This is a genomic window from Micromonospora sp. NBC_01739, assembly GCF_035920385.1.
In the GTDB taxonomy this organism is placed as follows: domain Bacteria; phylum Actinomycetota; class Actinomycetes; order Mycobacteriales; family Micromonosporaceae; genus Micromonospora.
Genome location: NZ_CP109151.1, coordinates 56,453 through 78,529 on the forward strand (window position 1 = coordinate 56,453; position 22,077 = coordinate 78,529).

24 protein-coding genes, 2 pseudogenes and 1 riboswitch are annotated in these 22,077 nt (G+C 71.1%); of the genes and pseudogenes, 17 read left to right on the forward strand and 9 right to left on the reverse strand.

Translation table 11 applies throughout. The features are described from left to right. Nucleotides 1-51: 51 nt before the first annotated feature. Nucleotides 52-813, reverse strand: a complete 762-nt coding sequence (locus OIE53_RS00240) for an SDR family NAD(P)-dependent oxidoreductase (protein WP_327024523.1) — start codon at nucleotides 811-813, stop codon at nucleotides 52-54. A gap of 93 nt (nucleotides 814-906) precedes the next feature. Between OIE53_RS00240 and OIE53_RS00245 the strand changes: the two genes are divergently transcribed. From OIE53_RS00245 to OIE53_RS00290, 10 genes and pseudogenes are all read left to right on the forward strand, one after another. Next, a complete protein-coding gene (locus OIE53_RS00245) occupies nucleotides 907-1,269 on the forward strand; it encodes a histidine triad nucleotide-binding protein (RefSeq protein WP_327024524.1) in 363 nt (120 codons plus the stop codon). A 44-nt stretch (nucleotides 1,270-1,313) separates the two neighbouring features. Further along, a complete protein-coding gene (locus OIE53_RS00250) occupies nucleotides 1,314-2,666 on the forward strand; it encodes a serine hydrolase domain-containing protein (protein ID WP_327027003.1) in 1,353 nt (450 codons plus the stop codon). A gap of 160 nt (nucleotides 2,667-2,826) precedes the next feature. Further along, nucleotides 2,827-3,573, forward strand: a pseudogene (locus OIE53_RS00255) (PhoH family protein); the annotation flags it as partial. 393 nt (nucleotides 3,574-3,966) lie between these two features. Beyond that, a pseudogene (locus OIE53_RS00260) lies at nucleotides 3,967-4,314 on the forward strand (LAGLIDADG family homing endonuclease); the annotation flags it as partial. A 213-nt stretch (nucleotides 4,315-4,527) separates the two neighbouring features. Continuing rightward, a complete protein-coding gene (locus tag OIE53_RS00265; RefSeq protein WP_327027004.1) occupies nucleotides 4,528-4,956 on the forward strand; it encodes a PhoH family protein in 429 nt (142 codons plus the stop codon). Between the two features lie 15 nt (nucleotides 4,957-4,971). Continuing rightward, nucleotides 4,972-5,445: an rRNA maturation RNase YbeY gene (ybeY, locus tag OIE53_RS00270; RefSeq protein ID WP_327024525.1), complete on the forward strand. Its 474-nt coding sequence runs from the start codon at nucleotides 4,972-4,974 to the stop codon at nucleotides 5,443-5,445. Next, on the forward strand, nucleotides 5,421-6,824 hold the full coding sequence (locus OIE53_RS00275; protein ID WP_327027005.1) for a hemolysin family protein: 1,404 nt from the start codon (nucleotides 5,421-5,423) through the stop codon (nucleotides 6,822-6,824). Before ybeY ends, OIE53_RS00275 begins: the two co-directional genes overlap by 25 nt. Beyond that, nucleotides 6,817-7,194: a cytidine deaminase gene (locus tag OIE53_RS00280; protein ID WP_327024526.1), complete on the forward strand. Its 378-nt coding sequence runs from the start codon at nucleotides 6,817-6,819 to the stop codon at nucleotides 7,192-7,194. Before OIE53_RS00275 ends, OIE53_RS00280 begins: the two co-directional genes overlap by 8 nt. Beyond that, nucleotides 7,191-8,090, forward strand: coding sequence for a GTPase Era (era, locus tag OIE53_RS00285; protein ID WP_327024527.1), 900 nt, complete (start codon nucleotides 7,191-7,193; stop codon nucleotides 8,088-8,090). The genes OIE53_RS00280 and era overlap by 4 nt, the downstream gene beginning before the upstream one ends. 186 nt (nucleotides 8,091-8,276) lie before the next feature. Continuing rightward, nucleotides 8,277-9,476 carry an acyltransferase family protein gene (locus OIE53_RS00290; RefSeq protein WP_327024528.1) on the forward strand — a complete coding sequence of 400 codons (1,200 nt, stop codon included), beginning with the start codon at nucleotides 8,277-8,279 and terminating at the stop codon, nucleotides 9,474-9,476. Here OIE53_RS00290 and OIE53_RS00295 read toward each other — a convergent pair. Continuing rightward, on the reverse strand, nucleotides 9,463-10,293 hold the full coding sequence (locus tag OIE53_RS00295) for a DUF4097 family beta strand repeat-containing protein (RefSeq protein ID WP_327024529.1): 831 nt from the start codon (nucleotides 10,291-10,293) through the stop codon (nucleotides 9,463-9,465). The genes OIE53_RS00290 and OIE53_RS00295 overlap by 14 nt on opposite strands. A gap of 125 nt (nucleotides 10,294-10,418) precedes the next feature. On the opposite strand from OIE53_RS00295, the gene recO reads away from it, so the two are divergent. The 3 genes from recO to OIE53_RS00310 all read left to right on the forward strand — a co-directional run bounded on the left by recO (nucleotide 10,419) and on the right by OIE53_RS00310 (nucleotide 12,281). Further along, entirely contained in the window at nucleotides 10,419-11,201 is a 783-nt protein-coding gene (gene recO / locus OIE53_RS00300) for a DNA repair protein RecO (protein WP_327024530.1), read from the forward strand. A 52-nt stretch (nucleotides 11,202-11,253) separates the two neighbouring features. Further along, nucleotides 11,254-12,030 (forward strand): isoprenyl transferase, encoded by a 777-nt coding sequence (locus OIE53_RS00305; protein WP_327027006.1) that lies wholly within the window; start codon nucleotides 11,254-11,256, stop codon nucleotides 12,028-12,030. Between the two features lie 65 nt (nucleotides 12,031-12,095). Next, the gene (locus tag OIE53_RS00310) at nucleotides 12,096-12,281 is read left to right on the forward strand and encodes a hypothetical protein (RefSeq protein WP_327024531.1); all 186 of its coding nucleotides are present in this window, start codon (nucleotides 12,096-12,098) and stop codon (nucleotides 12,279-12,281) included. 68 nt (nucleotides 12,282-12,349) lie between these two features. On the opposite strand, the gene gndA is transcribed toward OIE53_RS00310, so the two are convergent. The 4 genes from gndA to OIE53_RS00330 all read right to left on the reverse strand — a co-directional run bounded on the left by gndA (nucleotide 12,350) and on the right by OIE53_RS00330 (nucleotide 17,011). Continuing rightward, nucleotides 12,350-13,795, reverse strand: a complete 1,446-nt coding sequence (gene gndA / locus OIE53_RS00315) for an NADP-dependent phosphogluconate dehydrogenase (protein WP_327024532.1) — start codon at nucleotides 13,793-13,795, stop codon at nucleotides 12,350-12,352. A 249-nt stretch (nucleotides 13,796-14,044) separates the two neighbouring features. Beyond that, nucleotides 14,045-14,845 (reverse strand): energy-coupling factor transporter transmembrane component T family protein, encoded by an 801-nt coding sequence (locus tag OIE53_RS00320; RefSeq protein ID WP_327024533.1) that lies wholly within the window; start codon nucleotides 14,843-14,845, stop codon nucleotides 14,045-14,047. Next, the gene (locus tag OIE53_RS00325; RefSeq protein WP_327024534.1) at nucleotides 14,842-16,287 is read right to left on the reverse strand and encodes an ABC transporter ATP-binding protein; all 1,446 of its coding nucleotides are present in this window, start codon (nucleotides 16,285-16,287) and stop codon (nucleotides 14,842-14,844) included. The genes OIE53_RS00320 and OIE53_RS00325 overlap by 4 nt, the downstream gene beginning before the upstream one ends. 133 nt (nucleotides 16,288-16,420) lie before the next feature. Then, entirely contained in the window at nucleotides 16,421-17,011 is a 591-nt protein-coding gene (locus OIE53_RS00330; protein WP_327024535.1) for an ECF transporter S component, read from the reverse strand. Between the two features lie 70 nt (nucleotides 17,012-17,081). Then, nucleotides 17,082-17,186, reverse strand: a riboswitch (TPP riboswitch). 276 nt (nucleotides 17,187-17,462) lie between these two features. Here OIE53_RS00330 and OIE53_RS00335 point away from each other — a divergent pair. The 4 genes from OIE53_RS00335 (at nucleotide 17,463) to OIE53_RS00350 (ending at nucleotide 20,637) form a co-directional block, all read left to right on the forward strand. Beyond that, entirely contained in the window at nucleotides 17,463-18,452 is a 990-nt protein-coding gene (locus OIE53_RS00335) for a permease (protein WP_327027008.1), read from the forward strand. Beyond that, nucleotides 18,449-19,165, forward strand: coding sequence for a TIGR03943 family putative permease subunit (locus OIE53_RS00340; RefSeq protein WP_327024536.1), 717 nt, complete (start codon nucleotides 18,449-18,451; stop codon nucleotides 19,163-19,165). Before OIE53_RS00335 ends, OIE53_RS00340 begins: the two co-directional genes overlap by 4 nt. A gap of 26 nt (nucleotides 19,166-19,191) precedes the next feature. Continuing rightward, nucleotides 19,192-20,022, forward strand: coding sequence for an alpha/beta fold hydrolase (locus OIE53_RS00345; RefSeq protein WP_327024537.1), 831 nt, complete (start codon nucleotides 19,192-19,194; stop codon nucleotides 20,020-20,022). A gap of 114 nt (nucleotides 20,023-20,136) precedes the next feature. Next, nucleotides 20,137-20,637: a DUF6328 family protein gene (locus OIE53_RS00350; protein WP_327024538.1), complete on the forward strand. Its 501-nt coding sequence runs from the start codon at nucleotides 20,137-20,139 to the stop codon at nucleotides 20,635-20,637. Between the two features lie 56 nt (nucleotides 20,638-20,693). On the opposite strand, the gene OIE53_RS00355 is transcribed toward OIE53_RS00350, so the two are convergent. Genes OIE53_RS00355 through OIE53_RS00365 form a run of 3 tightly spaced genes read right to left on the reverse strand, consistent with a single transcriptional unit; the run spans nucleotide 20,694 to nucleotide 22,066 of the window. After that, nucleotides 20,694-21,332 (reverse strand): hypothetical protein, encoded by a 639-nt coding sequence (locus OIE53_RS00355; protein WP_327024539.1) that lies wholly within the window; start codon nucleotides 21,330-21,332, stop codon nucleotides 20,694-20,696. Nucleotides 21,333-21,371: 39 nt separating this feature from the next. After that, nucleotides 21,372-21,770, reverse strand: a complete 399-nt coding sequence (locus OIE53_RS00360; RefSeq protein ID WP_327024540.1) for a Fur family transcriptional regulator — start codon at nucleotides 21,768-21,770, stop codon at nucleotides 21,372-21,374. Next, complete coding sequence (locus tag OIE53_RS00365) at nucleotides 21,767-22,066, reverse strand: ArsR/SmtB family transcription factor (RefSeq protein ID WP_327024541.1); 300 nt, start codon at nucleotides 22,064-22,066, stop codon at nucleotides 21,767-21,769. Before OIE53_RS00365 ends, OIE53_RS00360 begins: the two co-directional genes overlap by 4 nt. Nucleotides 22,067-22,077 lie beyond the last annotated feature (11 nt).

Here is a 22,077-nt window from a genome sequence, read left to right on the forward strand (position 1 = left end):
CGTCGGTTGAAGCAGAGCAGAGGGGGCGCGAGGTAGGGGCAGGATCGGGGATCAGGTGCGCAGGTAGGAGGCGCCGTTGAGGTCGATGATGGTGCCGGAGGCCCACTCCGCCTCGGGGCTGGCCAGCCAGTGCACGGCCGCGGCGATCTCCTCGGGACGGGCCACCCGGTCGAAGGGGCTCTGGGCCCGGATCGCCGCACCCCGTGGAGCCTTCAGGTGCTCGTTGGTCATGTCCGTCTCGACGAAGCCGGGCGCCACCGAGGCCACCGCGATGCCGTACGGCGCCAGGGCCACCGCCAGCGACTGGGCCATCGCGTTGAGACCGGCCTTGCTGGCACCGTACGCCGGATTGGTCGGCTCGCCGCGGAAGGCGCCGCGCGAGGAGACGTTGATGATCCGCCCACCTCGCGTGCGCATGTGCTGGGCGGCGCACCAGGCGGCGTTGGCCGCCCCGAACAGGTTGGTGTCGCAGACCTCACGCCAGCGTTGCCGCCACTGTTCGTAGCTGGTGCCGAAGACGGGATGCGGCGGATCGGCCGGCCCGAACACTCCGGCGTTGTTGACCAGTACGTCGAGCCCGTCCAGGTGGTCGGCGGCCTCGTCGACCATGGTCCGTACCGCGTCGGGGTCGGCCAGGTCGGCGCGGACCACGACATGGCCCGAGCCGGGCAGTTCGGCCCGCAGCTGCTCGGCCAACTGGGCCGAGTCGCGGTGGTGGATGGCCACCCGGTCGCCGGAGGCGGCGAAGGCCTGCACCACCGCCCGTCCGATACCCCGTGAACCGCCCGTGACCAGCACTGCTCGTTGCGCCATGCGCGCCATCCTGCCGCACTCGCTGCCAGTGTTAACAAGGGGCCCTTCCGCTACCGGAGGCGTTAAGCGGGGGCCCTTCCTTACACTGCCGGGGTGAGTACTGCTGACTGTCTGTTCTGTCGGATCGTCGCCGGGGAGATCCCGGCCACGGTGGTCCGGGAGACCCCCACCACCCTCGCCTTCCGCGACATCGACCCGAAGGCCCCGGTGCACGTGCTGGTCATCCCGAAGGAGCACTACGCCGACGTGGCCACCCTCGGCCAGGGTGACCCCGCCCTGGCCGGTGAGGTGCTGGCCACCGCCGCCGCGGTGGCCGAGGACGAGGGGCTGCTCGGGGACGGCTTCCGGTTGATGTTCAACACCGGTGGCTACGGCGGCCAGGAGGTGTTCCACGTCCACGCCCACCTGCTGGGCGGTGCGCCGCTCGGTCCGATGCTGGCCCGGGACCTGGCGTGAGTTCAGCCGCCGACCGCACCACCGCCGCCGGGCACCTGGAACGGATGGTGCGGCGGGTCCAGGCGCAGGCCCGGGTACCGGCGGTCGCGGCCGCCGTGCACCGGGCCGATCGGGCGCTGTGGACGTGCACGGTCGGCGGCACGGGCAACGACACCCCCCTGGACGACCGGACCCGGTTCCGGATCGGGTCGGTGACCAAGACCTTCACCGCCGTACTGGTCATGCAGTGCCGTGACGAGGGTCTGCTCGACCTCGACGATCCGGTGGGCCGGCACCTCGACCTGCCGGCACACGGCGAGTTGACCGTACGCCGACTGCTGTCGCACACCGCGGGCCTGCAACGCGAGCCGTACGGCGACGTCTGGGACACCCTGCGGGCGCCGGATGCCGACCGGCTGCTCGCCGAGTTGACCCGGGCCGAGCGGGTGCTGCCGCCCGGACGCCGGTTCCACTACTCCAACCTCGGCATGGCGCTGCTCGGTCGGCTGGTCGGGCAGGTACGCGGGGGCACCTGGGCCGAGGTGCTGACCGAGCGGGTGCTGACCCCCCTGGGGCTGACCGACACCACGGTCGCGCCCGGTCCCCGAGCGGCCACCGGCTACCTGGTCGACGCGTACTCCGACGAGGCGCATCCGGAGCCCCCGGCCGACTTCGGTGCCGTCGGACCCGCCGCGCAGCTGTGGAGCACGGCCACCGACATGGCCCGCTGGGCCGCCTTCCTGGCCGATCCGGCCGCGCTGGACCCGGCCGGACGGGTGCTGGCCCCGGCCACCGCAGAGGAGATGCGTTGGCCGGTCACGGTCACCGACGAGACCGTGTGGAACGCCGGCTTCGGCCTGGGACTGATCCTGGTGCCCCAGGGCGACCGGGTGGTGCATGTCGGGCACGACGGCGCCATGCCCGGGTTCCTCGCCGGGGTGTACGGCCGACGCGGCGGCGAGGGCACCCCGGCCGCGTTCGGCGCCGCCGTGCTGGGCTCCTCGGGTACTGCGGCGGAACTGCTGGACCTGCCGCACCGGCTGCTCGCCGCCACCGTAGAGCACGATCCGGCCGACATCACCCCCTGGCAGCCCGGCGACCCGGCCCCCGCCCACCTGCGGGGGCTGCTCGGCCGCTGGTGGGGCGAGGGCTTCGAGTACGTGTTCAGTTGGCGCAACGCGACCCTTCAGGCCCGGGGCGCGGACGACCCGCCGGGCAAGCCGCCCGCGATCTTCGCGCCGCTACCGGATCGGCCGGACGTGTTCCGTACGGTCGCCGGGCGGGAGGTCGGCGAACTGCTCCGGCTGACCCGCGACGGCGACGGGGTGGTGGTCCGGATGCACTGGGCCACCTACCGGTTCACCCGGCACCAGGAGACCTTCGACCGGTACGACTTCCGTGCCGGAAGCGATCGCTGATGTCTGCTTCCTCCGCTTCTGTGTGCCTCTGGGGCCACCGGAAATGGGCAGCGTGTCCGAGCTGGCGACCCGATACGATGGAGGTAACGTCAGCACGCCGTGGCGCCAGGCCCGGCACCGAGATCGAGAGCAGGTGGCGTAGGGCCCTGCGGCCCGACCTATGACCGGCACCCCACCTCCCGGCCCACCCCGGGTGCAGACCAGGATCACCGTCCCCGACTCGAAGATCATGGTGAACCTGCTCGGGGCGGGTGACGAGATCCTGCGACTGGTCGAGCGCTCGGTGAACAGCGACGTGCACGTGCGAGGAAACGAGATCACCCTCACCGGCGCGCCCGCCGACAACGCCCTCGCCGAGCGGATCTTCAGCGAACTGCTCGAACTCATCGAGAAAGGCGAGACCCTGACCACTGATGCTGTCCGGCGTACCGTCGGCATGCTGGAGCAGGGTGGCACGGAACGGCCCGCCGAGGTGCTCACCCTCAACATCCTGTCCCGGCGTGGGCGCACCATCCGGCCCAAGACGCTCGGGCAGAAGCGCTACGTCGACGCGATCGACGCGCACACCATCGTCTTCGGCATCGGCCCGGCCGGCACCGGCAAGACCTACCTGGCCATGGCCAAGGCGGTCCAGGCGTTGCAGGCCAAGCAGATCAACCGGATCATCCTGACCCGGCCCGCCGTCGAGGCGGGGGAGCGGCTGGGCTTCCTGCCCGGCACCCTCAACGAGAAGATCGACCCGTACCTGCGCCCTCTCTACGATGCGCTGCACGACATGCTGGACCCGGAGACCATCCCCAAGCTGATGGCCGCGGGCACCATCGAGGTCGCCCCCCTGGCGTATATGAGGGGCCGGGCCCAGCCGTACGATGCGCGGGTTCTCACCCCTGAAGGGTTCAAGCGGTTCGGTTCGCTTCAGGTCGGTGACCTGGTCATCGGCTCGAACGGCAGGCCGACCCCGGTGATCGGCATCTACCCGCAGGGGCCTAAGCAGGTCTACCGGGTCACCACCGGAGACGGAGCCTCCACCCTGTGCTGCGGCGAACACCTCTGGACGGTCGCTACCGCCGAGGACAAGCGACGCGGACGTCGGCGCACGCTCGAGACGCAGGAGATGATCGGCCAGGAGTGGCGGGGCCACACCCGCCGGTACGAGCTGCCGGTCGTGGCGCCCGTGCAGATGGAGCCGCAGGAGGTCCCACTCGACCCTTACGCGCTCGGTCTGCTGCTCGGCGACGGCGCCATCTCGTGCCAGACGACGCCAGGGTTCAGCACCGCGGACCCGGAACTCGCCCGCGCGATGGAGGATGCGCTCGCCGACATCGAACTCGTCCGCAAGAGCGAGTACGACTACGTGCTGCGGCACGTCGACGGGCACCGGGGCGGGGTGATCGTCGCGAACCCGGTGACGGTCGCGCTCCGTGAGCTGGGCCTGGCCGGGACCAAGTCGGGCACCAAGTTCGTGCCCGAGGTGTACCAGCGCAACAGCCTCGATGTCCGGTTGGCCGTCCTGCAGGGGTTGCTGGACAGCGACGGCGGGCCGGTCGTGCAGGATGGACGCACCTGCCGGGTGCAGTACACGACGACCTCGGCTCGACTGCGCGACGACGTCATCTACCTGGTCCAGTCGCTGGGTGGGGTCGCGACCTGGCGCGGTCGCGCGGCCGAGGGCCGTGCGCCCGGTCGGGCGAAGGGCCGCCCGGTCCATTACCGGTCTGACGCGTACGCCGTGGAGATCCGCCTACCCGAGGAGATCACGCCGTTCCGGCTGGCCCGCAAGCGCCAGCGGTACTCCGAGTACGGCGGCGGGCGGCCGATGCGGTTCATCGACTCGATCATCCCGGCCGGGGTGCAGGAGACGATGTGCATCCAGGTGGCGGCGGAGGACTCGCTCTATGTCACCGACCACTTCCTGGTCACGCACAACACCCTGAATGACGCGTTCATCATTCTCGACGAGGCGCAGAACACCACTCCCGAGCAGATGAAGATGTTCCTCACCCGGCTCGGCTTCGGTTCCAAGATCGTGGTCACCGGTGACGTCACCCAGGTCGACCTGCCCGGTGGGACGACCAGCGGTCTGCGGGTGGTCCGGGAGATCCTGGCCGGGGTGGACGACGTGCACTTCGCGCAGCTGTCCAGCGCCGATGTGGTACGCCACCGGCTGGTGGGTGAGATCGTCGACGCGTACGCCCGCTGGGATGCCGAGCGGGAGAATCAGCAGGCCCAGGGCGTGCACGCGGTGCAGGGGCACAATGCCCAGGGCAACCGCGCCGGCCGGCGCCGCTAGAACGAGGGAAGACAGTTGTCCATCGAGATCGCCAACGAGTCCGGTGTCCCCGTCGACACCGACTCGGTGCTGGCCGTCGCCCGGCACGCCCTCGACGAGATGGGGGTCAACCCCCTCGCCGAGCTGTCCGTGCTGCTGGTCGACGTCGACTACATGACCGAGCTGAATCACCGCTGGATGGGCGGTGACGGCCCGACCGATGTGCTCGCCTTCCCCATGGACGAGGGCAGCATCGACCACGGGCCGGGGGAGAGCGCCGCCGCCGGTGGTGAGCCGGCCCTGCTCGGTGACATCGTGCTCTGCCCGGAGGTGGCGACCAAGCAGGCGGCTACCGCGGGCCACAGCGCCGCCGACGAGCTGCATCTGCTCACCGTGCACGGGGTCCTGCACCTGCTCGGCTACGACCACGCGGAGCCGGAGGAGGAGCGGGAGATGTTCGGGCTCCAGGCCCGGCTGCTGTCGAGCTGGCGGTCGACCCGCACCCGGTGATGGACACTTCGCTGGCCGCGTCCGCCACCGGCCTACCCGACCTGCAACTACTCGCCATCGCCGCCGGGCTGGTGGTGCTCGGTGGTCTCATCGCGATGACCGAGGCCGCTCTGGCGGCGGTCTCGCCGGCCCGAGCCGCCGAACTGGCCCGGGAGGGTGCGCGGGGCGCGCACACCCTCCAACTGGTCGCCGGTGATGTGGTCCGCCATCTCAACCTGCTGCTGTTGCTGCGGCTGCTCGCCGAGTTGACCGCGACCACCCTGGTGGCTCTGGTGGCGGTGGACACCTTCGGTGCGGGCTGGCGGGCGGCGCTGGTCACCGCCGGGGCGATGACCGTGGTCAGCTTCGTGGCGGTCGGGGTGGGTCCGCGTACCCTCGGGCGGCAGCACGCGTACCCGGTGGGCCGGTTCGCCGCGCCGCTGGTCCGCTGGCTGGGCCGGGCGCTCAATCCGCTGGCCTCGCTGCTGATCCTGATCGGTAACGCGGTCACTCCGGGCCGTGGCTTCCCGGAAGGACCCTTCGCCACCCAGGTGGAGCTGCGTGAGCTGGTCGACCTGGCCGAGCAGCGGGGAGTCGTCGAACACGGCGAACGGCAGATGATCCACTCGGTCTTCGCGCTCGGGGACACCATCGCCCGTGAGGTCATGGTGCCGCGTACGGAGATGGTGTGGATCGAGTCGACCAAGACCCTGGGGCAGGCGCTGGCGTTGTTCCTGCGTTCCGGCTTCTCCCGGATCCCGGTGATCGGCGAGAGCGTCGATGACGTGCTCGGGGTGCTCTACCTCAAGGACCTCGTCCGGCACACCCAGGGTGGTGCGGCGGAGGACCGCCGACTGCCGGTGGCGGAGCTGATGCGACCGGCCACCTTCGTGCCGGACTCCAAGCCGGTAGACGATCTGCTGTCGGAGATGCAGGCCGCCCGCAACCACCTGGTGATCGTGGTGGACGAGTACGGCGGCACCGGTGGACTGGTCACCATCGAGGACATCCTGGAGGAGATCGTCGGGGAGATCACCGACGAGTACGACGTCGAGCGTCCGCCGATCGAGCAGTTGCCCGACGGGGCGGTGCGGGTCACCGCCCGGCTGCCGGTGGAGGATCTCGGCGAGCTGTTCGACACCGAACTGCCGCACGACGAGGTGGAGACCGTCGGGGGTCTGCTGGCCCAGTGTCTGGGCCGGGTGCCGATCCCCGGGGCGCAGGTCGAGGTGGCCGGGCTGCGGCTGCTGGCCGAGGGCACCACCGGCCGACGGAACCGGATCGACACCGTGCTGGTGCGACGGGTCGATCCCACGGACACCCAGGACAACCCGGAGGGACCGACCTCCTCCCGGGACGACACGGATCGATCAGAGGAGAGGCAACCCGCAGATGCCTGAGTCACCCGCCGTACCGGCTGCCGTACCCGCCGGCTCCGAACTCAGCGCCGAGGACGGCAAGCTGGTCATCCTGGCCCGGGGGGCGCGGGGTCGGGTGGGCGCGGTCGAAGGTGCCGCGGTACGCGACCAGGACGGTCGGACGTACGCGGCGGCCAGCGTGTCCTTGCCCTCGTTGACGATCACCGCCCTCCAGTTGGCGGTCGCCTCGGCGGCTGCGGCCGGTGCCACCCGGTTGGAGGCGGCCGTGGTGGTCACGGAGGCCTCCACTCTCGACGGTGCCGGGTACGCGGCCGTGCGTGACCTGGCCGCGGACGCACCGGTGCACGTGGCCGCCCCGGACGGCACGGTGCTCGGCACGGTGACCGAGTGAGCGCCGACGCCGTCACACCGGCCTACCGGGCGGGCTTCGCCTGTTTCGTCGGTCGCCCCAACGCGGGCAAGTCGACCCTGACCAACGCGATCGTCGGGCAGAAGATCGCCATCACCTCGAACAAGCCGCAGACCACCCGGCATGTCATCCGGGCGGTGCTGCACCGGCCGGACTCCCAGCTGGTGCTCGTGGACACTCCGGGTCTGCACCGGCCGCGTACCCTGCTCGGCGAGCGGCTCAACGACCTGGTGCGGCAGACCTGGAGCGAGGTCGACGTGATCGGCCTGTGCATTCCGGCCGACGAGCCGATCGGCCGGGGTGACCGGTTCATCACCGGGGAGCTGGCCGAGTTGAAGGCGACCGTGCTGGCCGTGGTCACCAAGACCGACCTGGTCGACAAGAAGCGCCTGGCCGAGCAGTTGCTGGCCGTCAGCGAGCTGGGCGAGTTCGCCGAGGTGGTGCCGGTCAGCGCTGTCGCCGGGCACCAGGTGGACACCCTGGTCGAGGTGATGACGCGGTATCTGCCGGAGTCTCCGCAGCTGTATCCGGATGACATGCTCACCGAGGAACCGGAGCAGGTGCTGGTCGGGGAGCTGATCCGGGAGGCCGCCCTGGAGGGGGTCCGGGACGAGTTGCCGCACTCCATCGCCGTGGTGGTCGAGGAGATGATCCCTGAGGGGCGGCTGACGAAGATCTACGCCGATCTGTATGTGGAGCGGCCCAGCCAGAAGGCGATCGTGATCGGGCACCGTGGCAGCCGGCTCAAGGCGGTGGGCACGGCGGCCCGGCGCCAGATCGAGGAGTTGCTGGGTACCCGGGTCTACCTGGATCTGCATGTCCGGGTGGCCAAGGACTGGCAACGCGACCCCAAGCAGCTGCGCAAGCTCGGCTTCTAGGCGGGGTCGGCCGGTGACTCCGCTGTGGAGGGGCTGCTAATCCGGACTTCTGGCGCCGCATCGCTCTGATCGGTACCGGTCAGGCATATGGGAAGTTTCACTATCCCGCTGGGTCTCTGGGGTTTTCCCACCCCGACCCGGAGGGTAGAGGAACGTGCCTATGCCCCCGGATATAGATGCAGGCTGATGCGAAACCGATACCTGGACCTGCTGCGCTTTCTGGCCATCGTGCGAGTCGTCGTCTACCACGTCACCGGTTGGGCGTCGCTGACCCTGCTGTTTCCGGCGATGTCGGTGATGTTCGCCCTGGCCGGGTCGCTGATGGCGGCCTCGCTGCACCGGTTCGGCCCCACCGCGGTCGGCCGCCGGTTGCGCCGGCTGCTGCCCTCGCTGTGGGTGGTAGCCGCGATCTTCGTACCGGCGATGCTGCTCACCGGGTTGCCGCTGACCCCGAAGGTGCTGCTCTGGCTCTTCCCGATCGCCGACCCACCGGCGAACTACTGGGGCGCCCTGGCGCTGAGTCCGATGTGGTACCTGCGGGACTACCTGTGGTTCGTGCTCGCCTCACCGATCGCCCTGTGGCTGTTCCGGCGCTATCCGCTGCCCACCCTGCTGGCCCCGTACTGCCTGCTGCTGGCGATCGAGTTCGGGGTCTACCCGAACGCGCCCGGGGTGCTGCGGGAGTTCGGACTCTACTTCGGGGCCTGGCTGCTGGGCTTCGCCCACCAGGCGGGGATGCTGCGCCGCCTGACCAACCGGGTGCTGGTGCCGACCGTGCTGGCCCTGGCGGCGGTCGGCGGCGCCTGGATCCTCAGCCATCCCGGGCCGCGTGGGTACGACCTGAACGACAACCCCCTAGGCAACGCCCTCTGGTCGGCCGCCTTCATCCTGGTGGTGCTGGGACGGGCGCCGTCGAGCGCGGAATGGGTCGACCGCAACGCCGTGTTCGGGCGCGCGGTGACCGTGCTGAACCGCCGGGCGTTGACGGTCTACCTGTGGCACATGGCGTTCGTGGTGGCCCTGACCCCGCTGGTGGACGTGGTCGGCTGGTCCCACCAGGACCTGCTGGGCCTGGCGATCCGGGTGGTGCTGGTCTTCCTGCTGGTGGGTGTGGTGACCGCACTCTTCGGTTGGGTCGAGGACGTGGCGGCGCAACGTCCACCGGAGCTGCTCCCCGGTGGGCGTCCCCCGGAGGTGCCGGCCGCCAACCGGCACACGGAGTCCCGCCGCGCCGCCGCCTCGGATCGACCGGTCGAGCCGGGTGCGATGGCCCTACCGGGGCAACGGGACCCGGCGACCGAGCCCCGCGAGGCCCAGGCGACCGAGCCCCGCGAGGAACTGGTGTCGGGTCAGCGTGGCCGGGGCGGGGAGTTCACCGGGGCATGATGGTGATGTTCCCGCTGCCGGTGCGCACATCGAGCAGCAGCGGGGCGGCGGGATCGTTGGGGATGCCGACCTCCACCTCACCCGAACCCGCCTCGGTCCGTACCTGGTAGGCACCGGCCGGTACCCGTAGCTCGACATTGCCGCTGGAGGTGTGGGCGCGGGCCGAGGCGGGCTGCGCCAACTCGATCGTCACATTGCCCGAGGAGGCCTGGGCCTGCGCCTCGCCGCGCAGCCCGGTGGCGTCGATGTTCCCCGAGCCGGCCCGCAGCACCACCGGAGCCGACACGTCGTACACCTGGATCTCGCCGGAGCCGGTCTCCACCCGCACCGCGCCGGCGGCGCCGGCCACCCGGACGTTGCCGGAGCCCACCTTCACCTCCACCCGGCCCACCGAACTCAGGTCGATGTTGCCGGAACCGGTCTCACCCTCGACCTGGACCCCCTTACCCACGATGACCTCGTAGGAGACGCTGCACCGACGCCCGCACGAGGTGTCCAGCACCAGTTCACCGTCCTTGATCTCGTACGTGGTCGTCGGCTGGTTGCCCTGGTAGCGCACCACCCGCTTGATCCGGACCTGGTCCGGATCGCCGTCGGCGCGGATCACCACGTCGCCGGCGCCCGGCAGCAGCCGGATGGTGGTGATCCGGGCCTGCTCGGTGGTGTCGAAGTCGAGCCGACGGAAGGAGAGGCTGCCGCACCCGGCCGACACGATCAGGGTGAGCGCCGACGCCAGCGCCGTACCGGATCGGCGGACGGTAGCCCACCGGGGGGTACGAGCGAGCGAGGCGATGCTGGTGCGCTGGTGCGAAGGCATGACGAGCACGCTAACGCCGGTGCCAGGGCGGACACATCCGGGTCAGCCTGCCCCGATACCCGGAGGGACCCTGAAATCCGACCCGGGGTGACGGTGGCGCTCCGGCCGGGAGGGACAATGACGCGATGGCCGGATACCGCCGACAGCTCTACCGCGACGACGCGGTGGTGCTGCGCGTACAGAAGCTCGGCGAGTCCGACCGGATCGTCACCCTGCTCACCCGGCGGCACGGCCGGCTGCGGGCGGTGGCCCGGGGAGTACGCCGGACCACCTCCAAGTTCGGGGCCCGGCTGGAGCCCTTCGGCCATGTCGACCTGCAACTCGCCGGTGACCCCAAGGGGGAGGTGGGCAGCTCGCTGCACACCGTCAGCCAGGTCGAGGGGATCGACCTGTACGGCAAGCGGTTCCTCGGCGACTACCCTCGCTACACCGCGGCCAGCGCGATCGCCGAGACCGCCGAACGGCTGACCCCGGTGGAACGGGAACCCTCGCTGCGGCTGTTCCAACTCACCCTGGGCGCCCTGCGGGCCCTGGCCCAGGGGGAGCACGCCATCACCCTGGTCCTCGACGCGTACCTGCTGCGGGGCATGGCCCTGGCCGGGTGGGCACCCGCGTTGACCGACTGCGCGGTCTGCGGCACCCCGGGCCACCACCGGGCCTTCTCCGTACCCGCCGGAGGTGCGGTCTGCCCGGACTGCCGGCCGCCGGGGGCCGCCCACCCCGCCCCGGCCACCATCGACCTGATGTCCGCGCTGGTCCGCGGCGACTGGCGGATCGCCGACGCCACCGACACCGGGACCCGCCGGGAGTGCAGCGGACTGGTCGCGGCGCACCTGCAATGGCACCTGGAGCGCACGCTACGCTCCCTGCCGCTGGTCGACCGGGGTGGCCCGACGACCGCTACGTGATAGGAGAGAGAGCCGAGTGATCCGATCCACCAGGGCCGGCCGACGTGAGCCGGTGCCGCCGACCCCGCACCCCTCGGGTGCCCGGCCGCCGGCGCTGCCGCCGGCGGCGGTGCCCCAGCATGTCGCCGTGGTGATGGACGGCAACGGCCGGTGGGCCAAGGAGCGCGGGCTGCCCCGCACCAAGGGACACGAGGCCGGGGAGTTCTCCCTCTTCGACACCGTCGAGGGGGCCATCGAGATGGGCATCCCCTACCTGTCCGCGTACGCCTTCTCCACGGAGAACTGGCGGCGCTCGCCGGACGAGGTCCGCTTCCTGATGGGCTTCAACCGGGACGTCATCCGGCGTCGTCGGGACCAGCTGGTCGACCTGGGGGTACGGGTGGTCTGGTCCGGTCGGGCCGGGCGGCTGTGGAAGAGCGTGATCACCGAGTTGCAGACCGCGGAGGAGATGTCCCGGGGCAACTCCACCCTGACCCTCCAGTTCTGTGTCAACTACGGCGGGCAGGCCGAGATCGCCGACGCCGCCGCCGCGATCGCCCGGGATGTGGCCGCCGGCCGACTGGACCCGGCGAAGGTCACCGAGAAGACCATCGGGCGGTACCTCTACCACCCCGAGGTGCCCGAGGTGGACCTGTTCCTGCGGCCCTCCGGGGAGCAGCGCACCTCGAACTTCCTGCTCTGGCAGAGCGCGTACGCCGAACTGGTCTTCCTGGACACCCTCTGGCCGGACTTCGACCGCCGCCATCTGTGGTACGCCTGCGAGCTGTACGCCCAGCGGGACCGTCGCTTCGGTGGGGCGCTACCCAACCCGGTGGCGCCGACCACCTGAACGCATAGTGTCCGCCGGGTCTGGGTACCACCCCTGACAGCAGCCACTGACGGAGGTGAACCCACATGATGCGCAAGCGTGTAGCCCAGTGGGCGGTGATGGCCGTGGCGGTTCCGTTGGCGGCCGCAGGTGCTCGCCGACTCAGCCACTCTCTGGAGTCGCGACGCGGTCCTTCCGGGGCCAGCCGCATGCTTACCCGGGGAGCCGACCTGCTGCGCCCCCAGAAGGCCCGGCGTCGCCGCTTCTTCTGATCCGGTAACCCGACGCGCCCTGCCCCGCTCATTCGGGACAGGGCGCGTCGGTGTTCACTCGGGTGGCCTCAGGCTTCGACCTCGGCGCGGTCCGGGGTGGCCCACAGGGTGTGGAAGGACCCCTCGCGGTCCACCCGGCGGTAGGTGTGCGCCCCGAAGTTGTCCCGCAGGCCCTGGATCAGGGCGGCCGGTAGCCGCTCGGCGCGCAGCGCGTCGAAGTAGGCCAGGGAGGAGGCGAAGGCGGGGGTCGGGACCCCGGCCTGGGCCGCCTCGGCCACCACCCGCCGCCAACTCGGCACCCCGTCGCGCACGGTGTCGGCGAACCACGGCGCCACCAGCAGGGTGGGCAGGTCCGGCTGCTCGTCGTACGCCTGCTTGATCCGGTCCAGGAAGCGGGCCCGGATGATGCAGCCGCCCCGCCAGATGCGGGCGGTGCCGCCGAGGTCGATGTTCCAGTCGTACTCGGCGCTGCCGGCGCGGATCTGATCGAAGCCCTGGGCGTACGCGACGATCTTCGAGGCCAGCAGGGCCCGGCGTACGTCCTCGATGAACGCCTCGCGGTCACTGACCTGGAGCTTCTCCCCGCTGCCGGGGAAGGCCCGGAGGGCGGCCTCGCGCTGCCCGACGTGCCCGGACAGCGACCGGGCGAACGTCGCCTCGGCGATGCCGGTGATCGGGATGCCCAGGTCGAGGGCGATCTGGACGGTCCACCGGCCGGTGCCCTTCTGCTCGGCCCGGTCCTGCACGATGTCCACGAAGGCCTCGCCGGTGGCGGCGTCGGTGTGGGCCAGCACGTCGGCGGTGATCTCGATCAGGAACGACTCCAGCTCGCCGGTGTTCCACTCCCGGAAGATCTCCGCGAGTTCCGACGGCGTCGCGCCCAGCCCGGCCCGCAGCAGGTCGTACGCCTCGGCGATGAGCTGCATGTCGGCGTACTCGATGCCGTTGTGGACCATCTTGACGAAGTGCCCGGCGCCGTCCGGCCCGACGTGCTGGCAGCACGGCTCACCGTCGACCTGCGCGGCGATCTTCTCGAAGATCGGCCCCAGCTTCCGGTACGACTCGGCGGAGCCACCCGGCATGATGCTGGGCCCCCACAGGGCACCCTCCTCGCCACCGGAGACCCCGGTGCCGACGAAGTGCAGCCCCTTGGCCCGCAGCGCCTCCTCCCGCCGACGGGTGTCCGCGAAGTGCGCGTTGCCGCAGTCGATGATGATGTCGCCCTCTTCGAGCAGCGGCACCAGTTCGTCGATCACCGCGTCGGTGGGGCCGCCCGCCTTGACCATGATGATCACGGCGCGGGGGCGTTCCAGCGCGGCGACGAAGTCCGCAAGGGACTCCGTCGGGACGAAGGTGCCCTCGTCGCCGTGCTCGGCCACCAGCGACCGGGTCCGCTCCGGCGAGCGGTTGTGCAACGCCACGGTGAACCCGTTGCGGGCCAGGTTGCGGGCCAGATTTCGACCCATCACCGCCAGCCCGGTCACACCGATCTGCGCCGTAGCCCGATCCGCCATCCTCGTCGCCACCTTCCGCGTCTGTCAGTAGTGCTGCGACCGTAGCGCGCTTCGATGGCCACCCGCGTCAACCCCCACCCCTGGTCACCATGTGGTCGCACCCCGCACCCCACCAGGCTCGCCTCACCCGCCCCCTGCCTCGTCGATCATGCAGTTTCGGTCGCCATTGCGCGAAGAATATCCCTTATGCGGGGACAAAAACTGCATGATCGGCGGGGCGGGGGCGGGGCGGGGTGTGGGAGGAGTGGGTCAGGGGGTCAGGGGGGTGAAGGTGCCTAGGGTGATGCTGATGGTGAGGGCGGCGGCGGCCAGGGCGGGGGCGCAGATGAGCAGCAGCCAGTCGGCGGTGCCGAAGGCTTGACGGCGGGCGAAGGTGCGCGGGGCGGTGGAGTCGAAACCCCGGGCGTCCATGGCGACCGCCAGCCGGGTGCCCCGGCGGATCGCCCCGACCAGCAGGGTGAACGCGGTCGACATGAACAGCCGCAGCTTGGCCACCGGGTTGAGTCCGGCCTCCACACCCCGGGCCCGGCGGGCCATGACGATCATCTGCCATTCCTGACCGAGCAGCGGCAACAGCCGGAAGGCGGCCAGCGCGCCGATGGCGAACCGGGCCGGGGCCTTCGCGTTCTGCACCAGTGCGTCGGCCAGCTCGGTCGGATCGGTGGTGGCGAAGACGATCACTCCGGGCAGGGCTACCGCGAACAGGCGCAGCACCAGGCCGAGGGCGGTGAACAGCACCGAGGAGGTGACCATGACCGGTCCGGCGTCGAGCAGTACCCGGCCCGACCGGTCAGCGGCGAACAGCACCAGCGCCACCAGTACCCCACCAGCGGCGATCAACAACGGCCAGGCCCGGCGGAACAGCACCCGGTAACGCACCCCGAACAACGGCAGTACCGCCAATTCCACCGCCAGGGCGATCGCCGGTGTCACCGGATCCAGCGTCGCCAGCAGCGGGAACGCGAACAGCAGCGCCGCGGCCAGCTTGGCCACCGGATTGCGGCGGGCCAGCGGGGCGTCCGGCCGGGCGACCGGTTCAAGGTCGATCATCGATCCTCCGCCGCCCGCCGGGTCTCGCCAGTCGGCTGCAGCGTCAGGGTGCGGTCGGCCAGTGCGGCGACGAAGTCGGCGTCGTGGGTGACCGTCACCAGGCCGTGGCCGCCGTCGCGCAGCTGTGCGAAGAGGTCCACCAACTCCCGCCAGGTCCGCCGGTCCTGCCCGAAGGTGGGCTCGTCGCAGATCAACAGCCGGGGCGCGGTGGCCAGCGCGGTCGCCACACTCAGCCGCCGCGCCTCGCCACCGGAGAGGGTGTACGGGTTGGCCCCGGCCAGCTTGTCCAACCGCAGCCGGTGCAGCAACTCGTCCACCCGGTCGCGGATCGTCGCCTCGCCGGCACCGGTACGCCGGGGGCCCAGGGCCAGTTCGTCGAAGACCGTACTGGTGACGAACTGGTGCTCCGGATCCTGGAACACCGAGCCGATCCGGCGGGCCAGTGCCGGTGCGCGCCAGCGGTGCGGTGGCCGGTGGGCGTCCGCCCCGGCCAGCTCCGCGCTGGCCGACAGCCGTCCGGTACCCGGCTTGCCCAGTCCGCCGAGCAGCAACGCCAGGGTGGACTTGCCGGCACCGTTGGGACCGAGCACGGCCAGCGCCTCACCTGCGCGTACGGTCAGATCGGTGGAGGCCAGCCGGGGCGGCTGGCCGAGCCCGTCGGCGGTGAGTAACACCTCGCCGGCCGGGGTGGTGGCCTGGCGCGGGGGAAGCTGGCGGCCCGGCACCCAGACCCCCTCGGCGGCCAGGGCGTCCCCGTGGGCGGCGAAGACCTGATCCGGTGGGCCGTCGGCCCGCACCCCGCCGCCGGGTTCGAGTACCACCACCCGGTCCACCAGGGGCAGGGCGTCGGAGATCCGGTGCTCGACCAGGATCAGGGTGGTGTCGCCGCCGACCGCGCGGGCGATCGCGGTGCGGACCAGGTCCGCCCCGGCCGGGTCGAGGTTGGCGGTGGGCTCGTCGAGCAGCAGCAGGTCGGGGCGGAGTGCTAGGGCCCCGGCCAGGGCCAGCCGCTGCTGTTCGCCGCCGGAGAGTGCCGCGGTGGGGCGGTCCCGGTGGTACGGGAACCCGACCCGGTGCAGCGCCTCGTCCACCCGGGGCCAGATCTGGGCCGCCGGTACCCCCCGGTTCTCCAGCCCGAACGCCACATCGTCGCCGCTGCGGGCCATGACGAGTTGGGACTGCGGATCCTGGAAGACGATGCCGACCCGTTCCCGGGTCTCGGTCGGGGGGCGACCGTCGATCTCGATGGTGCCCTCCTGCTCACCGGAGTCCTCCGGCAGCAGCCCCGCCAGCGCCGCCAGCAGAGTGCTCTTGCCCGCCCCGGAGGGCCCGAGCAGCAACACCCGCTCGCCCCGCCGCACCCGCAGGTCCACCCCCCGCAGGGCCCAGGCCCGCCGCCCCGCATGCCGCCACCCAAACCCCCGCACCCAAACCCCACCCACCCCCACCACTCCTCTCCTCCCCTCACTGCTTCCCAACCCCCACCCCCGATCGTTGCGGTGATCAAGAAGTTTGCGTCTGGAATCGCGGCTCGCCAGACGCAAACCTCTTGATCAACAGGAGTGAAGGGTGGTGTTAGACGAGGGGGCGGTTGCGGCCGGCGGGGAAGCGGTCCAGGACGCCGGTGCCGGCGAGCGCCTTGGTGAGGGCGTAGCCGCCGGCGCCGGCTACCACGGTGGCGCTGACCACGGTGAGCAGCGCGTACGGGATCCGGTAGCTGCCCAGCTCGTACGCGGTGTTCCAGACGAAGAAGTCGAACAGGGCGGCACCCAGACCGGTCAGCGCGCCGGCCAGCAGTGCGGTCGGCAGCCGGAAGGAGCGGTACCGGAAGGCGGCGAAGGCGAGTTCCGCACCGAGACCCTGGATCAGACCCTGGACGATGGTGACACCGCCCCACTCCGAGCCCAGCAGTGCGGAGACCGTAGCCGCGACCGCCTCGCAGAACAGCGCGGCACCCGGCTTACGGATCACCAGCCCGCCGAGCACCGCCGGGACCAGCCAGACCCCGTACATGATGGCCTGGCTGGCCGGGAAGAAGGCGAAGGCGGGGTCCGCGACCCGCCAGACCGCGCCCCAGGCCCAGAAGATCACGCCGAAGGCGACCGCGATCACTGCGGCCACGACGATGTCGATGGTGCGCCACCGGTTGGTGGTCGGTTGGCTCATGATTGCTCCCAGTCCAGTGTCGAACCAGGTAAGACGCACGCCGCGCCCGACGGCACCGGGCCGTGGCGGGCAGGAGGTGGACCGAACTCCCTGCGCTGGCATTACCCAGATCAGGTACGGAGGGTCTGCGGGCGAACCCGCACTCTCAGCGCTGTGCGCTCCCCTGTCGGAGGTGAAGTTGTCTCGCCGACGCTAACACCTTTAAAGATCAACAGGCAACGTGATCTAGCAGGTCGGGCCGGGTGCGGCCCGGTCGAGGTCGCCAAGGGGGTACGCCCACCCGGCGGATCCCCCCGTTTGGCCGACATCCATCGACCTCACCGTCCCCGGCCGGTACTCTCAGCCCGCCGAACCATCGGGGTGAAGAGACGGCAGGGTGAGCACAGACACGAATCAAGCCGTACCGGTCGACGAACCGCAGAACGGTCCGACCGGCACCGCCACCGACCCCGTGCCTCAGCCGGGCAGTGGGGTGCTGCGGCGATGGGTCGGTGACCGGGTCGGCTCCGTGGAGGTGCTGGCCGGGCTGCTGATCCTGCTGGTCATCTTCCGTGATCCGCTGGCCGGGGCGTTGGACGATCCGCGCCTGCAGACCTGGACCACCGTGTTCGTCTCGATCATGGTGCAGGCGGTGCCCTTTCTGGTCTTCGGAGTGCTGCTCTCGGCCGTGATCGCGGTCTTCGTACCCCGGTCGTTCTGGGCCCGGGCGCTGCCCCGACACCCGGCCCTGGCGGTACCGGCGGCCAGCGCGGCCGGGGTGGTGCTGCCCGGCTGCGAGTGCGGCTCCGTACCGATCGCCGGTTCCCTGATCCGCCGGGGGGTCACCCCGGCCGCCGCCCTGGCCTTCCTGCTGGCCGCACCGGCGGTCAACCCGATCGTGCTGACCGCCACCGCGGTCGCCTTCCCGAACAACCCCGAGATGGTCCTCGCCCGAGGCCTGGCCAGCCTCGTGGTGGCCATGGTGATGGGCTGGCTGTGGCTGCGACTGGGTCGCACCGAGTGGATCAGGATGCCGCGCCGACCGGAGCTGGAGGACCCCCGCCGGGGTCGGGCCTTCTGGGCCGCCGTCCGGCACGACGTCACCCAGGCCGGTGGCTTCCTGGTGCTCGGTGCGATGGCCGCCGCCAGCATCAACGTCCTGGTGCCGGAACGATGGTTGCAGACCCTCGCCGACAACCCCTGGCTGTCCGTCCTGGTGCTGGCGATTCTCGCCGTACTGTTGTCGCTCTGCTCCGAGGCGGACGCCTTCGTGGCGGCCTCGCTGTCCCAGTTCTCCCTGACCTCCCGACTGGTCTTCCTGGTGGTGGGGCCGATGGTCGACCTCAAGCTGATCTCGATGCAGGCCGGTGTCTTCGGGCGCCGATTCGCCTTCCGGTTCGCCCCGGCCACCTTCGCGGTGGCCCTGCTGGTCGCCGCCGGGGTCGGGGTGGTGCTGCTGTGAACCGGCAGGCCCAGGGGGTGCTCCTGCTGCTGTTCGGCGGGGCGGTGCTGCGGGCCAGCCTCACCGACCTCTACCTGCGCTATGTCAAGGAAGGGCTGCGACCCTTCCTGATCGCCGCCGGCCTGCTGCTGGTGGTCGCCGCGATCATGACCCTGTGGTACGAGCTGCGCCCGGCCGCCGATGATCCCGCCGTGGAGCATGACGGGCACCCTCACCACGAACCCCGGGTGGGCTGGCTGCTCATCCTGCCGGTGCTCGGCCTGCTGCTGGTGGCCCCACCAGCTCTGGGCTCGTACGCGGCCAGCCAGTCCGGCACCGCCCTGAACGCCCCGCGACAGTCGGACTACCCGCCCCTGCCCGACGCCGACCCGGCACCGGTCAGCGTCCTGGACTACGCGGCGCGGGCCCTGTTCGACCGGGGCGCCTCGATCGGCGACCGGCGGGTGCAGTTGACCGGCTTCCTCACCACCGGCGGGGACGGCCGACCGATTCTGGCCCGCATGGTGCTGTCCTGCTGCGCGGCCGACGGGCGGCCGGTCAAGCTCGGGCTAGCCGGCGAGGTGCCGGTCGGGTTGCCGGACGACACCTGGGTGGAGGTGGTCGGCCGGTACAGCGACCGGATCGGTCGTGACCCGGTCAACGACGCCGAGATCCCGTACCTCCAGGTCGAGTCCTGGCGGCGGATACCCACCCCCAAGCAGCAGTACGACTGAGCGCCGACCTCGGTAGGCTGCCGTTCATGCACATCGACGCCCGAGGTCTGCGGTTCGACGTCGTCGCCGGTGGCCCGCAGGACGGTGCACCGGTGCTGCTGCTGCACGGTTTCCCGCAGCACGCGGGCGAGTGGAACGACGTGACGACGACCCTGCACGTGGCCGCTCTGCGCACCTACGCGGTCAACCAGCGCGGCTACTCCCCGGGTGCCCGCCCGACCTCCGTGGAGGCGTACCGGCTGGCGGAGTTGGTAGCCGACGCGGCCGCCATCCTGGACGCCCTCGGTGTCGACTCCGCCCATGTGGTGGGGCACGACTGGGGTGCTGTGGTCGCCTGGGCGCTGGCCGCCGGGCATCCGGAGCGGGTCCGCACCCTGACCGCCGTCTCCGTGCCCCATCCGGCCGCCATGGCGTACGCCCTCGCCGAGGACTCGCAGCAGAAGGCGCGCTCGGCGTACATGATGCTGTTCCGTCGGCCCGGGGTGGCCGAGAAGACCCTGCTTGCCCTGAAGGCCCGAGGGCTGCGCGGGATGCTGCGCGGGGTCGGGGATCCGGCGCGGGTGTCCACGTACGCCGAACCGATGCGCGAACCCGGCGCCCTGACCGCCGCCCTGAACTGGTACCGGGCGATGTCCCAGGCGGACCTGGCGGCGATCGGCCCGGTGACCGTGCCGACCACCTTCGTGTGGAGCGACCGGGACGTGGCGATCGGGCGTACCGCCGCCGAGGCCTGCGCTAGCCACGTACGTGGGGACTACCGGTTCGTGGAACTGGCCGGGGTCAGCCACTGGATTCCGGACCAGGTACCGACCCGACTGGCCGAGGCCATCGTGACCCGGGTCCGTTCCGTCGCCTGAGTACGGCGGGCGGTTGCTGTCGGAGGCGGTTTCGGAACGAGGGCGGTGGGGCAATCAGCGTTGCCGCCGTCGCCGAATCGCGCCGACGGCGTGCCGTACCCCCGGAGGTCAGCGGTGTCCAAGGAAACCGAGAAGCAGCGATGGCAGCGCAACTTCGCCGACCTGTTGCAGGAGTTGCGGGTAGCACAGACCGGCGTACAGATCCTCTTCGCCTTCCTGTTGACCCTGCCGTTCAGCAACGGCTTCGACGACACCACCCCGTTCCAGCGGGACGTCTACATCGTCGCCCTGCTCGCGGCGGCCGGCGCCACCGCGATGATCATCTCGCCGGTGGCGTTCCACCGGGCACTGTTCCGCCAGGGACGTAAGCCGGATCTGGTCCGGTTCGCCCACCGGATGGCCTCCGGTGGCCTGGCCCTGATGCTGATCGCGATGGTCAGCTCGGTCCTGCTGATCACGGACTTCGTGCTGGCCCGGCCGATCGCCTTCCTGCTCAGCGCGGTCACCGGCCTCTGGTTCCTCACCTTCTGGCTGATCCTGCCGTTCTCCCGCCGCAACTGGGGCGACGACGACATCGACGACGACGAAGACCCCAGCGGCCTGTCCAACGACTGACCCCGCCCCTGTTGATCAAGAGGTTTGCGGCAGGATCCGCGCCGCAAACCTCTTGATCAACGCGGGCGGGTGGGGGAGGAGGTCGGTGGGGTGGTGGGGGTGCGCAGGCCGAGGTGGCGTAGTTCCAGGGCGGCCAGGGCGGTGATGGTCTGCTCGTCGCCGTGCCGCCACGCCTGCGCCACGTCGGGGTCGATGCGGGTGAGTCGGCGGATCGGCTGGGTGGACAGGGCGCGCAGCGCGAGCAGGTCCCGCCCGGCGGGTGCGGTGGCCAGTGCCGCCGCCGAGCCGGCCCGACGCATCCAGCGCACCCGCAGCGGCAGCCACCCGAACACCACCAGCCCGAGCGGTACGATCGCCATCCCGACGGACAGCGCCAGAGCCAGTTGATCGACGAGTTCCTGCTGGTCCTGCCCGGCCTCGGCGAGGGACCGGGCCGCCTCGGCCGCCCGCTCGAAGGGCGCGGTCAACTCGTCGCCCACCAGCGGCACCCGGCCGACCTTCCCACCGGCCTCGGCCAGGTTGTCGGCCAGCCCACCGCCGGCCCCTTCCAGCTTCTGTCCCGGTACGGCCAGCCGCTGCACCAGATCGTGCAACCACAGAACCCCACGAATCGTCACGTACACCCAGGCGACGACGAGCAGATCGGTGAGCAACTGTCGCAGCGCCACCGGAAAGCGATCGGCATAAATCTTCACGCCGCCCACCCTGCCACGCTCACCCCACCGGGAGGAGGGTCAGGGGGTGCAGGTGGGGCAGGTGCCGAAGATCTCCAGGGTGTGGCTGACGTCGGTGAAGCCGTGCTGGGCGGCGACCTTGTCGGCCCAGGTCTCCACGGTGGGGCCGGCGACCTCGACCGTACGACCACAAGCCCGGCAGACCAGGTGGTGGTGGTGTCCCTCGCTGCACCTGCGGTAGAGGTGCTCGCCGCCCGGCGGGCGCATCACGTCGATCTCGCCTGCGTCGGCCATGCTCTGCAGGGTCCGGTAGACCGTGGTCAGGCCGACCCGTTCGCCGCGCTCGCGCAGCATCGCGTGCAGGTCCTGGGCACTGTGGAAGCCTTCCACCTCGCCCAGCAGGGCGCTGACAGCCGAGCGTTGCCGGGTGTTACGGACCGCCGTACCACCGTCGCTCATGATCCCTCCCCGGCATGGCTCACCGCGTCGGCCACGATGTGTGCCACATGCTCGTCGACCAGGCTGTACGCGATCTCCCGGCCGCGCCGGGAGCCGCGCACCACACCGGCGCCGCGCAGCACCCGCAGGTGCTGGGAGACCAGTGGCTGGGTGACGCCCAGGGTGTCGACCAACTCGTGCACGCAGCGCTCGCCCCCGGCCAGTTGGCTGACGATGGCCAGCCGGATCGGCGCGGAGAGGGCACGCAGCAGCTCACTGGCGCCCTCGTACGCGTCGTACCCGGATCCGCTGCTCACCCCGCAACGAT